Source organism: Candidatus Pelagibacter bacterium nBUS_28 (assembly GCF_051200915.1).
Lineage (GTDB): Bacteria > Pseudomonadota > Alphaproteobacteria > Pelagibacterales > Pelagibacteraceae > Pelagibacter.
On the sequence record NZ_CP172844.1, the window covers coordinates 468,085 to 481,494 of the forward strand.

Here is a 13,410-nt window from a genome sequence, read left to right on the forward strand (position 1 = left end):
TTAAATAAACAACTTTAAATCTGTATAGATTAATTCTACAGCAACTACCAGTATAGCAATTAAACCAATCCAAGCTATCCACTTATATTCATTAATCCATCTAGATATTAAATTGGCTGCTGTAGCCATTAAAACGATTGATAAAGCTAATCCAAAAATTAATAGAACATAATGATCACCTGCTGCTCCAGCCACACCCAAAACATTATCTAAGCTCATTGTAAAATCAGCAAGTAAAACAGTCCAAATTGCTTTCATGAAGCTTGAATTATCAACTTTTATATCTTCTTCATTAGATTGACCTTTGATCACATCAACATAAAGTTTGTAGACAATATAAAGTAATAATAATCCACCAATTAGTCTTAAACCTGTAATTTGTAGCAAGTATGCCGTTAACATTGTTAAGATAATTCTTAAAATTACAGCACCACCTATGCCCCAAAAAATTACTTTTTTTCTTTGTTCAACTGGAAATTTAGAGGCAACCATACCAATAATAATTGCGTTATCACCTGCTAATACTAGATCTATAAATATAATTTGACTTAAAATAACGAGCTGTTCAGCTCCAAATAATTCTGAAAACATTAGCTGCTTAATATCATATCTGCACCTTTTTCTGCAATCATTATTGTTGGTGCATTTGTATTTCCTGAAGTGATATTGGGCATAATCGAGGCATCAATTACTCTTAAATTATTAACACCTCTAACTTTTAATTTTTCATCAACTACCGACATATCATCTTGGCCCATTTTACAAGTTCCAACTGGATGAAATATAGTTTGTGCATAATTTGATGCTTCTTTAACTAACTCCTCATCATCATGAATATTTATTCCAGGTCTATATTCTTCTGGTGCATATTTTTTAAAAGTTTCAGATTCTAAAACAATTTTTCTTGTTAATTTTAATCCTCTAGCTGCAACCATTCTATCGTGATCAGTTGAAAGGTAATTTTGTTTAATTTTAGCATAAGTTCTTGAGTCTTGGTCTATTATGCTCACGTGACCTCTGCTTGAAGGTCTTACATTTGATACAGTTGGAGTAAATGCATGAAAGTCATGGTTTTTAGTAGCTGCCAGGGTGTCCATGCTCATTGGTTGAACGTGCCACTGTAAATCAGGAAGTTCTAGGGTAGGGTCACTTTTTGCAAACATGCAAAGTTGACTTGCACCCATTGTCATAGGACCACTTCTTTTAAAAATGTATTCTAGCCCAATCATTAAATTTCCAAATAAACTGTTAATTTTTTTATTGAGTGATTTAATTCCATGAATTTTGTAAATTGGCCTAAACATTAGATGGTCTTGCAAGTTTTCACCAACTCCTTTTAGTTCGTGTACCATATCAATACCTAAGTTCTTTAATTTATCTGAATTACCAATTCCAGACACCTGTAGTATTTGAGGGGAACCTATTGCTCCAGATGATAAAATGATTTCTTTATTTGCTTGAACTTTTTTTAATTCATTATCCTGCCAATACTCAACTTCTTTTGCAGTTTTATTTTCAAAATTAATCTTTCTAACATGAGCTTTAGTAATTATCTTTAAATTTTTTCTATGTTTAATTGGGTTTAAATACCCAACTGAAGTACTACATCTAAAACCATCTTTTTCTGTGACTTGAAAATAACCACAACCATGATTGTCCCCAGTATTAAAATCCTTAGTTTTTGGTATACCAAACTCTTCAGCTGCATTTTGAAACTCGTTTAATAATGGTAGCTGAATTCTTTGATCAGATACAGATAAGGGTCCACCAACTCCATGAAATTCACTTTTACCTCTTTCTTGATTTTCAGCTTTTATAAAGTAGGGCAATACATCATCCCAACTCCAACCAGCATTTCCTAACTGTCTCCAAACATCATAATCTCTATGTTGTCCTCTTACATATAAAAGTCCATTAATAGAGGAGCTTCCACCTAATGTTTTTCCTCTTGGATATCTAATAGAAATATTGTTCATACTTTCGTCTGGCTCAGTTTTGTAACACCAATCAACACCAGGGTTGTGCATAGTTTTAAAGTAGCCAACTGGAATATGAATCCAAGGGTAGTTATCTTTTCCACCTGCTTCAACTAATAAAACTTTATGATTTGGGTTTTCAGATAATCTATTAGCTAACACACATCCAGCAGAACCTGCACCAAGAATAATATAGTCAAAAGTTTCCATTGATTAATTATATAAATTAAATTTAATTAATAATCTAATAATAAGTAGAAATATATATTTAGTCATGTTACGAATTTAAATGCTTTCTGATAATCAAATTGCAACTTACAAAACTGAAGGTCTTACTAAAAGCTCAACATGTCTCTCAGAGGACAAGATCAAAGAATTGAATAAAGCTTTGGAAAAATATTTAGAAGAGCATAAAGACGAAAATACAGAATTTGTATCTGGGTTATATGAAAGAGATAGTGATTTTTTAAAATTTGCAATGTACCCAGAAATTATTAGTGAAGTTAAACAATTAATAGGTAAAGATGTTATACTTTGGGGTTCTTCATTGTTTTGTAAAAAAGAAAAAAATGGAAAAGAGACACCTTGGCATCAAGATGGGGAATATTGGCCAATTAAACCACTTGAGTCAGTTACGGTGTGGTTGTCAATCGATGAGGTGACCGAAGAAAATGGTCCATTACAATATATACCTGGTTCTCACCTAGATAGAAAATTAGCTGAACACAACACACTAAATTCTAACGATGTTACTCTAAATCAAACTTTGAAGAATATAGATGAAATAAAAGATCAGGCTAAATCTGTAATTTTAAAACCAGGAATGTTTTCTATGCATGATGTTTATTTATTTCATGGATCAAGAGCAAATAATTCTGGAAAAAGAAGAGCAGGACTTACATATAGATATATGCCAGCAACATCATTTTATGATCATGCTGGGGCCAAAGCTATTGAAGATAAAATTGGTTATTCGCTTCAGAGACAATTACATCTAATTAGTGGTGTGGATAAATCCTCTAATAAGATTTACCAAAATCATACCAAATAAGTTAATTGACTAACTTTGATACAATAATTATTGGTGCTGGATTTTCAGGCCTATATCAGCTTTACAGATGCAGGGATGATTTAAATTTAAAAACACTTGTCATTGAAGAGGGTGCAGATTTAGGAGGAACATGGTATTGGAATACTTACCCTGGTGCACGATGTGACTCAGAAAGTCATACTTATGGTTATACATTTTCAGAAAATATTTATAAAAACTGGACATGGAATGAAAAATATCCAAAGCAATCTACAATTCTTAAATATTTAAATTATGTGGAAAAAAAATTAAATTTAAGAAAAAATATTTTATTTAATCATAAAATTATTTCAGCAAAATATTTAGAAAGAAAAAATTTATGGCAAATAAAAACAAATAAAAAAAAAGTATTGTTCTGTAAATACCTCATTTGTGCTGTAGGCTCTTTATCAGCAGCAAATATACCCAAAATTAAAGGATTAAATACCTATAAGGGAAAATATTACCACACAGGTAAATGGCCTAAAAAAAAAGTTAATCTTAAAAATCAAGTTGTTGCTCAAATTGGAACTGGATCTAGTGGTATTCAGGTCGCCCCAGAAATTGCAAAGGTAGTTAAAAAATTAGTTATTTTTCAAAGAACACCCAACTATAGCATACCCGCAAGAAACAAAAAATTAACTAGAGAATTTATAATCAATTTTAAAAAAGATTATGAAAAAATAAAAAAAATTTTAAAAAAAACTCCTGGTGGTCATACATTTAGTTTTCCAAATAGATCAGTCTTTGATTTCAATAATAAAGAAAGAAATAAAATTTTTGAGAAAGCGTGGAGTAAAGGTAGTTTGGCGTTTCGAGCTTGTTTTTCTGATATCACAAAAAATATAAAAGCAAACGAAACTGCATCTAATTTTATTAAAGAAAAAATATTGAAAATTGTCAAAGATGAAGAAGTAGCAAAAATTCTAACAAATTTTGATCACCCCTTTACCTCAAAGCGCCCTACACTAAATACAAATTATTACGAAACTTTTAACAAAAAAAATGTTCAGCTTGTTGACTTAAAATCAAACCCAATTATCAAAATTACAAAAAAAGGAATTAAAACAAAAAATAAGGATTTTAATTTTGATAAGATTATTTTTGCAACAGGTTATGATGCTCTAACAGGTCCACTTTTATCCTTAAATCTGGTTGGAAAAAATCAAACTAAACTTAAAGATTATTGGAGCAAAATACCAAAATCTTATCTTGGTCTAATGATACCTAAATTCCCAAATTTATTTATTATTCAGGGGCCAGGCAGTCCATCTGTACTTACGAATGTGCCTGTGCAAATAGAGCAACATGTTGAATGGATCACACACTGTATAAGTTTTATTGAGTTAAATAAAAAAAGATCTATCGAAGCTTCCTTAAGTTCTGCAAAGAATTGGAGTAATGAAATTAAGAAACTTGCAGATGCGTCACTTTTTATGAAAGCTAAAAGTTCTTGGTATAAAGGAGATAATATACCTGGAAAGCCAAAAGTCTTTATTCCATATCCTGGTGGGTTGCCTAGATATAGAAATATATGTAATAAAGTTGAAAAAAACCAATATAAAGAATTTTTAATTAAATAAGCATGAAAAAGTACTTTTTATTAATAATAAGTTTATTAATTTGTTTTAAATCAACAGCAGCTGAAATTGAAATAATTTCTGATAAACCTGGGGACGGAAAAAAAATAATTTACCATTCATGGGTTCAAATTGAGTACACAGGTTCGTTTGAAAATGGTGAAGTTTTTGACACTAATATAGGCAAAGATAGACCGTTAGTTGTTCAAATGGGAATGAAAGAGGTAATTCCTGGTTTTGAACAGGGAATAATTGGAACCACAAAGGGAACTAAAAGAAAAATTAAAATACCAGCTGAATTAGCTTATGGAAAAAAAGGTGGTGGTGACGTTATCCCCCCTAACACTGATTTAATATTTGAGTTTGAAATTATTGATGTGTTGGATCCTCATTACAAAACGATTAACTCTGAAGAGTTGATAAAAAAAATAGATGAAAATGCGGTTGCTTTAGATATTAGATTAGAAAACCAATGGGAAAATGGTGTTATCAAAGGGACTTTTCAAGAAACAGCTTTTAATAAAGATGGAAAATTTAACGTATACTTAATGGATAAAGTAAGAGCTCTTGCAGCTGAAGAATCTCAAAATATTGAAATTATCTTTATTAGCCATGATGGAGATACCGCTGCAATACTTGGTAACGCCTTTGCAGAAGATCTTGGTTTCAAAAATGTTTCAGTTCTTAAAGGTGGAATACTTCAATGGTTAAAAGAAGATAGAAAGTTAGTTTCACACAAAAAAGATAACTAATTTATATTTGTTTTTTTCTTTGAAGATTTTTTAATCTAATTTCATCGTGAAATAAATCTATAACTCTTTCTTGTAAAAAAGAAGACTCGGACAGAGCTACATCATTATTTATAACTTTGGTTATTTTCTTTTTATTAAAAGTTCCCCATTTAATTAATGATTTAACTATTGGTACAGTAGATTTACCAAATTCAGTTAAAGAATACTCAGTATTAAGAGTTTCTACTTTTGAAATTTTTTTAATTAAAAGTTTATCTCTTTCCATATCTTTTAATTGTTTTGATAACATTTGAGATGTTATACCATTTAAGGATCTTTTCAATTCTCCAAAACGCATATGCTTAGATAGCAAACTATCTAAAATCATTATCTTCCATTTACCTCCAATTAATTTTAAGGCATTAGCTACAGGAGAATATTTCATTATAGTATTTTTTATATACTAGTCTCTAGAATTGACCAAATAGTTTTTTAATTAAGATTAATTGCTTGGATAAATTAAGTAATAATATTATATCTTATGAATTAAATTTTTATTCAACTCTGAAAGAAAATATACAAATGAAATTAGAAAATAAAGTTGCCATAGTTACTGGTGGTGGGAAAGGTATTGGTGCAGAAATTTGTTTAAGTTTAGCAAAAGAAGGAGCTAAGATTGTTATTGCTGAAATGGATATTGAAAGTGGAAAAAATTCCCAAAAAAGAATTATAGAAAATGGGGGTGATGCAATTGTAGTGGAAACTAATGTTGCAGATGAATTTAGTGTAAATAATATGGCTGAAGAAGCTGTCAAAAAATTTAGAAAAATAGATATTCTAATTAACAACGCGGGTATAAGACATATTAACAATATATTAGATCATACAAAAAAACAGTGGGATGAAATGCTGTCTGTTAATCTAACTGGACCATATCTTTGTTGTAAGGCTGTAATTCCTTACATGATTAAAAATGGGAAAGGTAAGATTGTTAATTTTGGTTCCATTGCAAGTTTTATGGGAAGACCTGATAGAGTTGCATATGTTGCTGCTAAGACTGGTGTACTAGGTTTAACTAGAGCTTTAGCAGTAGATTTAACTGGAAAAAATATAAATGTTAATACTATTTGCCCAGGTTTGATTTCAACACCTTTCAATCAAAAATTTGCTGAAGATCCAGTGCATGGTGAGGCATGGGGTAAAGAAACAATTGTTGGACGATGGGGAGTGCCTTCTGATATATCTGGTGCAGCGGTATTTTTATCAAGCGATGACTCAGATTTTATTAATGGATCAGAGATAAAAATAGATGGTGGCTGGTTAGCTGCCAAAACTAGAAAAGGTGAGTTGGAAAATTGAATGAGTGATGATTTTAAAAAAAACTTAGATTTAGCTTTAGGAAATGCAAAAAGATTATCAAACAAAATTTTAATTGATGGAAAATTGATTTCTGCAAAATCTTTAAATAAAATTAAAGTAGTTAATCCAAGTACAGGAGAACAAATTGGTGAAGCTCCTCAATGTGATGCACACGATGTTGATACGGCTGTGGGTTCAGCCGAAACTGCTTTTCATAAATGGAAAAAAATTCCTGCACGTGAACGTGGAAAAATGATGACTGCTGCAGCAAGAAAAATTGAAGAAAGAAGAGATGAAATAGAAACTTTATTAGCTTTAGATACAGGTAATGCTCTTAGAACTCAGGCAAAACCTGAGACAGCTGCTTCAATTGAATTGACTCATATGTTTGCTGGTCTTGCTGGGGAAATAAAAGGAGAAAACTATCCACCTAATATTCCTAATACAATACACTATACAACTAAAGACCCTATTGGTGTTGTTTGTGCAATAATTCCTTGGAACGCTCCATTATTTTTAACTGTTGCAAAAATTGCACCTGCAATAGTTGCAGGCAACACTGTTGTTTTAAAAACTGCTGAACAAGCTCCATTTTGTGCATTATTAGTATGTGAAATTCTTCAACAAGAATTACCTCCTGGAGTTTTAAATGTAATATCTGGTTATGGTGAAGAGTGTGGTGAACCTTTAATTGCACATGAAAAAGTTAGAAAAGTAACATTTACAGGATCTTTTTCTGTTGGAAAAATTATAGCTATGAAAGCTGCTCCAAAGTTATGCCCAGTTACATTAGAGTTAGGTGGAAAAAATCCAAATATTATCATGAGTGATGCAGACCTTGAGATAGCAATCCCTGGAGTTATAGATGGAATGAGATATACAAGACAAGGTCAAGCGTGCACTGCAGGATCTAGAGTTTATATTCATGAAAAAATTTATGACAAAGTTTTAGAAGGAGCTGTTGATAAATTAAGTAAACTTAAAATGGGTAATGCTCTTGATGAAACATCAGATATTGGAGCAATTATTTCAGAAGAACAGCTCAAAAGAACTTTATATTATATGAATATCGCAAAAAAAAATTCTTCAACAGAGATTTTACATGGAGGAAATCAATCAAAAGGGGGAGAGTATAAAGATGGTTTTTATTATGAGCCAACATTACTTTCGGGATTACCTGTAAGCTCTCCAGTTTGCCAAGAGGAAGTTTTTGGTCCCGTTGCTTGTGCTATTCCTTTTAAAAGTTTTGATGAAGTTATGAAAAGTGCAAATGATACACAATTCGGTTTATCGGCAGTTTTATGGACTAAAGATTTATCAAGAGCTTTACAATTTGTTGATGAAATTGAAGCAGGTTTTGTACAGGTTAATCAATGTGTTGCCCCTAGAGCAAATGTTTCTTACGGAGGAATAAAGATGAGCGGACTTGGTAAAGAGTATGCTTTTGATAGTATGATGAATCATTTTACACAAAGCAAAACAGTATTAATTAACAGAGGGAAATCAAATTTAGATGTCTAACCATATCGCTTTTATTGGGGTAGGTAACATGGGAAATCCTATGGCTCATCAATTAGTTAAAGCTGGAAAAAATGTAAAAGTTTTTGATGTTTCTCAAGATGTAATAAAAATAGCAAAACAATCAGGTTTAGATGTAATCAATTCGATGGAAGAACTACTTCAAGGTGCAACTACAGTGATCTCTATGCTACCAGAAGGCAAACATGTTCGATCACTTTATTTAGGAGATAATGGAATATTAAAAAAAATTCCAAAAGACTGTCTAATAATAGACTGCTCAACAATTGATATCGAAACATCATTAGAGCTTGGTAACGCAGCAAAAAAAATTGGAATTAATATGATTGATGCACCTGTGACAGGTGGTGTGATGGGCGCAAGAATTGGAAAACTAAATTTTTTAGTAGGTGGATCCGATGAAGCAGTAGCTATTGCAAAACCATTGTTTGATATAATGGGACAAAAAATTTTACATGCAGGCACACAAGGGAGTGGAGTAGGTGTTAAAATTTGTAACAATATGTCTTTAGGAATTTCAATGATAGCATCTGCTGAAGCGTTAATGTTAGCTAAAAGATTAAAAATGGATGTTAAAAAAGTTCACTCTATTATTAAAGAAGCTTCAGGAAATAATTGGGCTATGACTAATTATACGCCTTTACCAAATCTTACTGAAGGAGTTCCTTCAAACAATAAATATCGACCAGGATTTTCTGCTGCGATGATGACCAAGGATTTAAAACTTGCAAATGATGCTGCAAAATCAGTTGATGCATTAACGCCATTAGGCAAGGCTGCTTTAGAAATATTTTCAGATTTTTGTAATGACGGTGATAGTGAAACAGATTACTCTGGTATATCAAAAAAAATTGGTGGAGATGCTTGGGATTATCCATTTGATCCAAAAGGTACTGATTAAAACAAATCTAAAGTGGTATTAAAAGTATACCAAAAATAAAAAAAACACTCGTATTTGTAAAACACTAATAAAAATTAAAAAAGAGTTTTACATTCATGAAAATATAAGGTTTATTTCATCACTTATTAAGACTTAATAAATTAACGAGAAGGAAATATAATGAAAAAAATCACTTCAATGATTTTAGCTTTAGTATTTGCGGTATCTCTAATTGGATCTGCTTCTGCTAAAACATTAAAAATCCAACTTACTTTTCCAAAAACTTCTTACGATGGACAAATCGTTAAGATGTGGACTGACAGAGTAACAAAATTAACTCGAGGTGAGTTAAAATTTGAACTTTTATCAAAAGGTGAAGTTGTTGGTTTAAAAGAAACTTTAGAAGCTGTTGACAAAGGTCTTGTTGATGGTGGTGCTGCTTGGACTCACTACTGGTCTAACTATCACCCAGCTGCAATGTTATTTGGTTCGCCAGTTGCAGGTGGTGGTATTGGTTTAAGTACTAAATCATGGTTAGCATGGTATTTCGATAATGGTGGTAAAGCACTTTACGATGAGTTATGGGATGAAATGGGGATGAACGTTAAAGGTTTTGTAATGGCATCTTCTGGTCCTGAAGCTTTAGGTTGGTTTAAAGAGCCAATTAATAGCATGGCTGACTTTAGAAAATATAGATTCAGAACTCCTCCGGGAATTCCTGGCCAAACTTACAAAGATATTGGTGTAGCTTCTGTTTCAATGGGTGGTGGAGATATCTTACCAGCTCTTGAAAAAGGAACTATCGATGCTGCTGAGTGGTGTTGTCCAAAGCCTGACTCTGTATTTGGTTTTCAAAAAGTATTGAAAAACTATTACCTACAAGGTTTACACCAAAACGTTGTAAATGGTGACATTTACATTAACGGTGATGTTTATAAGTCTCTAACTGACCATCAAAAATATGCAATGGAAGTTGCTTCTGAAGCGATGATCACTAGAAACATTACAAACAGAGCTGTTGAAAACGGTAAAGCGCTTATCGATTTAACTGAAAATCATGGTGTTATACTTCATGATACTCCTGCTGATTATTTCACAGAGTACATGAATGCTGCACAAGCTACTATTAAGAAAAATGCTGCTGAAAATGCATTTTTCAAAAAAGTATATGACCACATGACTGCTCACGCAAAAATCGTAGTACCTTTTATTGCACAAATGGAAACATCTGATGCATCAATTGGAACTGCTTTTGCTAGTCAACAGTAAGTAATAAATTTGAAAGTGGGGATAGACTTATCCCCACTTTTTAATAATATCTAATTCAATCTTAAAATTAAAAACCTTCTTATGGTCAAAAAAAAATCAGCCCCTAAAGTAAAAGAAACTTTAGACATAACAGATGAGTTGATAGCCGAAAGAAGAACCAGTTTAAAAATGCCAAAGGATATGATTCCTTGGATGGCGAAAACAATAGAATTTATTGACGCAAAAATGCTTTTAACAGGTAAAATTATTTGTTGGATTTGTGTCCCTTTAATCTTTTCAATGGTATATGAGGTTATAGGAAGACATTTTTTTAATAGACCTACTTTGTGGGTATACGATGTAACTAGAATGTCGGCAGGGGCATTTTTTATGCTTGGAGCAGCTTACACTTTATCTAAAGGTATTCATATTAGAGCTGACTTTTTATATAGAAATTGGAAAATTAGAAATCAAGCTAAGGTAGACTTATTATTATACTTACTATTTTTCTTTCCAGGGTTTCTTGTATTTTTTTGGGTTAGTTTCGATTACGCTTACACATCTATTTGTGGAAGATCTGATTTAATGGAGTGCATAGGCGGAAAGATGAGAATTCAAAGAGCAATGGACACAACTTGGATGCCAATAATGTGGCCTTTAAAAAGTTGTATGCCTATTGGTGCATTTCTACTTTTAGTTCAAGGCTTTTCAGAAATTTTAAAAAGTTACTATGCTTTTGTGAAAGGTAGATGGCCATAATGGAGTTTTTTAGTCCAGAAATAATTGGAGCTATAATGATTGGATGCATGTTGTTTTCAATCTTTATTGGATTTCCAATTTCTTTCACGTTGATATTTTTAGGCCTTGTTTTTGGTTATTGGGGTTTTGGTAAATTAGTTTTTTACCTGATGACACTTCAATTTAATATGATTATGACCGAAAGTACTCTGGTTGCAGTCCCACTCTTTATATTTATGGGAATATTAATGGAATCTGCTGGTCTAATGGAAAGACTGTTCAATTCAGTGCAACTAATGCTTTCTAAAACAAGAGGGGCGTTGTTCTACGCTGTAATGTTTGTATCAACAATTTTTGCAGCAGCAACTGGTATTGTTGGAGCTTCAGTTACAATTTTAGGAATTATGGCTGGTAAAACAATGATTAGATCTGGTTATGACACAAGACTATCAGCAGGCTTAATTTGTGCTGGTGGTACTTTAGGAATACTTATTCCTCCAAGTATCATGTTAGTTGTTATGGGTCCTGTACTTGAAATCCCTGTTACTGATTTGTTTGCTGCAGCAATTATTCCTGGAATAATGTTAGCATCTTTATATGCTGGCTACACAACTTTGCGATGTTATTTAAACCCTAAACTTGGACCTGTTTTACCTGTAAGCGAAAGACCAAAAAATATGGGTAAGGTTTGGTATGAATTTTTTATGGGATTAGTGCCACCTGCAGCGTTAGTATTTTTTGCACTTGGAAGTATTTTATTTGGTTTAGCAACACCCACAGAAGGTGCAGGCATGGGTGCATTTGGTTCAATTCTGTTAGCAGTTGCTTATAAAAAATTTACTTACAAAGGTTTAAAAGAAGCAATGATTAAAACATTAGAAATTACTGCTTTAATTATGTTCTTGGTTGCTGCATCAAATTTCTTTGGGGCAGTTTTTTCTAAACTTGGAACACCATCTTTGCTTACAGATTATTTGCTTGGATTAGAAATAAATAAATATTGGATTTTAGCTATTATGATGGCTGTAATTTTCTTGCTAGGTTGGCCTTTGGAATGGGTTCCAATTGTATTAATAGTATTACCTATTTTACTGCCATTAGTTCAAGAACTTGGATTTAATTTAACCTGGTTTGCAATTTTAGTTGCTGTTAACCTCCAGACTGCATGGCTCTCACCGCCTGTAGCTTTATCAGCTTATTTTTTAAAAGGTGTTGTGCCTCAATGGGATTTAAAGGATATTTATCTTGGAATGATGCAGTTTATGGTAATTCAAGTTATAGGTTTAATTTTAATCATTATATTTCCCAAAATTGCACTATGGTTGCCAAGTGTGATGTATCCATCACCTTAATCTTTTATTTTTTGTTAATATAAGGAGTAATAGTTCCTAATAATATAATACCTAAAGATATAAAAATCTTTAAGGTAATTTCAGAATCAATTACTATCCAAGCTGAAGTCGCACCAATTGGGCCGGTAAGTGGGTACATTAAACTAATTCTACCAATAGGAACTCTTCTTAAAGCATAATTATAAAATAAGTAAGAGGCAAAAGTTATAAAAGATAAGGTTAAAGCCGCCATTACTGAAGGTGTAAATTCAAGATGATAAGTGTATTCAAAACTAGAGTTTGGCCAAATAATAAATAGTATTAAAAAAGATAAGACAAAACCTGTAAAATATTGAAAAGTATTAACTGATAATTGATTGACCTTTGTTTGCATAAAACGTCTTCCAATAACCTCATTAGTAGAAGCACATAAAATTCCTAAAAAAATTATCAAATCACCCAAATAGTTTCCAGCACCTGAATTCGATTGGCTAGTAAGTAAGAGATAAGTTCCTATTACTGTAATAAATGCACCAATTATTACCTTAATCTCAATTTGTTCTTTTAAAAATATTCTAGCAACAAACGGCTGTATAAGAGGCAAAGTGCTTATTATGGCAACCCCATTAACTGGACTGGTTAATAATAACCCAACATGAAAAGATAAAGTAACTAGAAATGGATTTAATAATCCCATTAAAAAAGGTTTTAATCCAACTTGTTTTATTGAGATATCAACTCTCATTAAAAAACAAAAGATAACCATTAATAAAAAAGCAATAAAAAATCTTACTGCTAATAAGTCAATAATATAGAATTCTTTAAGTGCTAAAGTTACAAATGGTGGTCCGGCGCCAAATCCAATTATAGCTAGTAGCATTGCAAAATAACCACTATTTTTTTTTAAGAATTTAATCATAAGAAATTTTATAAATATTTAAAAAAAAAGATATTGTATC

General features: G+C 31.7%; 13 protein-coding genes. 9 read left to right on the forward strand and 4 right to left on the reverse strand.

What is annotated here, in order from left to right:
• On the reverse strand, positions 1–591 hold the full coding sequence (locus ACIJYC_RS02420) for a TerC family protein (protein WP_435167438.1): 591 nt from the start codon (positions 589–591) through the stop codon (positions 1–3).
• Positions 591–2,186, reverse strand: a complete 1,596-nt coding sequence (locus ACIJYC_RS02425; protein WP_435167440.1) for a GMC family oxidoreductase — start codon at positions 2,184–2,186, stop codon at positions 591–593. The genes ACIJYC_RS02420 and ACIJYC_RS02425 overlap by 1 nt, the downstream gene beginning before the upstream one ends.
• 79 nt (positions 2,187–2,265) lie before the next feature.
• On the opposite strand from ACIJYC_RS02425, the gene ACIJYC_RS02430 reads away from it, so the two are divergent.
• The 3 genes from ACIJYC_RS02430 to ACIJYC_RS02440 are packed head-to-tail and all read left to right on the forward strand — an operon-like array spanning position 2,266 to position 5,377.
• Complete coding sequence (locus ACIJYC_RS02430; protein ID WP_435167443.1) at positions 2,266–3,027, forward strand: phytanoyl-CoA dioxygenase family protein; 762 nt, start codon at positions 2,266–2,268, stop codon at positions 3,025–3,027.
• 5 nt (positions 3,028–3,032) lie between these two features.
• Positions 3,033–4,628: a flavin-containing monooxygenase gene (locus ACIJYC_RS02435; protein ID WP_435167445.1), complete on the forward strand. Its 1,596-nt coding sequence runs from the start codon at positions 3,033–3,035 to the stop codon at positions 4,626–4,628.
• A gap of 2 nt (positions 4,629–4,630) precedes the next feature.
• Entirely contained in the window at positions 4,631–5,377 is a 747-nt protein-coding gene (locus ACIJYC_RS02440; RefSeq protein WP_435167448.1) for an FKBP-type peptidyl-prolyl cis-trans isomerase, read from the forward strand.
• Between the two features lies 1 nt (position 5,378).
• Here ACIJYC_RS02440 and ACIJYC_RS02445 read toward each other — a convergent pair whose 3' ends face one another.
• The gene (locus ACIJYC_RS02445) at positions 5,379–5,801 is read right to left on the reverse strand and encodes a winged helix-turn-helix transcriptional regulator (RefSeq protein WP_435167451.1); all 423 of its coding nucleotides are present in this window, start codon (positions 5,799–5,801) and stop codon (positions 5,379–5,381) included.
• Positions 5,802–5,938: 137 nt separating this feature from the next.
• Here ACIJYC_RS02445 and ACIJYC_RS02450 point away from each other — a divergent pair, with 137 nt between their 5' ends.
• The 6 genes from ACIJYC_RS02450 to ACIJYC_RS02475 all read left to right on the forward strand — a co-directional run bounded on the left by ACIJYC_RS02450 (position 5,939) and on the right by ACIJYC_RS02475 (position 12,472).
• Positions 5,939–6,715, forward strand: coding sequence for an SDR family NAD(P)-dependent oxidoreductase (locus tag ACIJYC_RS02450; RefSeq protein ID WP_435167454.1), 777 nt, complete (start codon positions 5,939–5,941; stop codon positions 6,713–6,715).
• A complete protein-coding gene (locus ACIJYC_RS02455) occupies positions 6,716–8,236 on the forward strand; it encodes an aldehyde dehydrogenase family protein (RefSeq protein WP_435167457.1) in 1,521 nt (506 codons plus the stop codon). It abuts the gene before it with no gap.
• Positions 8,229–9,155 carry a 3-hydroxyisobutyrate dehydrogenase gene (gene mmsB / locus ACIJYC_RS02460; protein WP_435167460.1) on the forward strand — a complete coding sequence of 309 codons (927 nt, stop codon included), beginning with the start codon at positions 8,229–8,231 and terminating at the stop codon, positions 9,153–9,155. The genes ACIJYC_RS02455 and mmsB overlap by 8 nt, the downstream gene beginning before the upstream one ends.
• A 159-nt stretch (positions 9,156–9,314) precedes the next feature.
• Positions 9,315–10,403, forward strand: a complete 1,089-nt coding sequence (locus tag ACIJYC_RS02465; RefSeq protein ID WP_435167462.1) for a TRAP transporter substrate-binding protein — start codon at positions 9,315–9,317, stop codon at positions 10,401–10,403.
• An 81-nt stretch (positions 10,404–10,484) separates the two neighbouring features.
• A complete protein-coding gene (locus tag ACIJYC_RS02470) occupies positions 10,485–11,141 on the forward strand; it encodes a TRAP transporter small permease subunit (RefSeq protein ID WP_435167464.1) in 657 nt (218 codons plus the stop codon).
• Positions 11,141–12,472, forward strand: coding sequence for a TRAP transporter large permease (locus tag ACIJYC_RS02475; RefSeq protein ID WP_435167467.1), 1,332 nt, complete (start codon positions 11,141–11,143; stop codon positions 12,470–12,472). Before ACIJYC_RS02470 ends, ACIJYC_RS02475 begins: the two co-directional genes overlap by 1 nt.
• A gap of 4 nt (positions 12,473–12,476) precedes the next feature.
• On the opposite strand, the gene ACIJYC_RS02480 is transcribed toward ACIJYC_RS02475, so the two are convergent.
• Complete coding sequence (locus ACIJYC_RS02480; protein WP_435167470.1) at positions 12,477–13,370, reverse strand: DMT family transporter; 894 nt, start codon at positions 13,368–13,370, stop codon at positions 12,477–12,479.
• Positions 13,371–13,410 lie beyond the last annotated feature (40 nt).

Bases quoted from the DNA above. Each gene is read 5' to 3' on its own strand.
- ACIJYC_RS02470 (WP_435167464.1), top strand. From the start codon at position 10,485: ATGGTCAAAAAAAAATCAGCCCCTAAAGTAAAAGAAACTTTAGACATA.
- mmsB (WP_435167460.1), top strand. From the start codon at position 8,229: ATGTCTAACCATATCGCTTTTATTGGGGTAGGTAACATGGGAAATCCT.
- ACIJYC_RS02450 (WP_435167454.1), top strand. From the start codon at position 5,939: ATGAAATTAGAAAATAAAGTTGCCATAGTTACTGGTGGTGGGAAAGGT.
- ACIJYC_RS02440 (WP_435167448.1), top strand. From the start codon at position 4,631: ATGAAAAAGTACTTTTTATTAATAATAAGTTTATTAATTTGTTTTAAA.
- ACIJYC_RS02475 (WP_435167467.1), top strand. From the start codon at position 11,141: ATGGAGTTTTTTAGTCCAGAAATAATTGGAGCTATAATGATTGGATGC.
- ACIJYC_RS02420 (WP_435167438.1), bottom strand. From the start codon at position 591: ATGTTTTCAGAATTATTTGGAGCTGAACAGCTCGTTATTTTAAGTCAA.
- ACIJYC_RS02430 (WP_435167443.1), top strand. From the start codon at position 2,266: ATGCTTTCTGATAATCAAATTGCAACTTACAAAACTGAAGGTCTTACT.
- ACIJYC_RS02425 (WP_435167440.1), bottom strand. From the start codon at position 2,186: ATGGAAACTTTTGACTATATTATTCTTGGTGCAGGTTCTGCTGGATGT.
- ACIJYC_RS02455 (WP_435167457.1), top strand. From the start codon at position 6,716: ATGAGTGATGATTTTAAAAAAAACTTAGATTTAGCTTTAGGAAATGCA.
- ACIJYC_RS02465 (WP_435167462.1), top strand. From the start codon at position 9,315: ATGAAAAAAATCACTTCAATGATTTTAGCTTTAGTATTTGCGGTATCT.
- ACIJYC_RS02480 (WP_435167470.1), bottom strand. From the start codon at position 13,370: ATGATTAAATTCTTAAAAAAAAATAGTGGTTATTTTGCAATGCTACTA.
- ACIJYC_RS02445 (WP_435167451.1), bottom strand. From the start codon at position 5,801: ATGAAATATTCTCCTGTAGCTAATGCCTTAAAATTAATTGGAGGTAAA.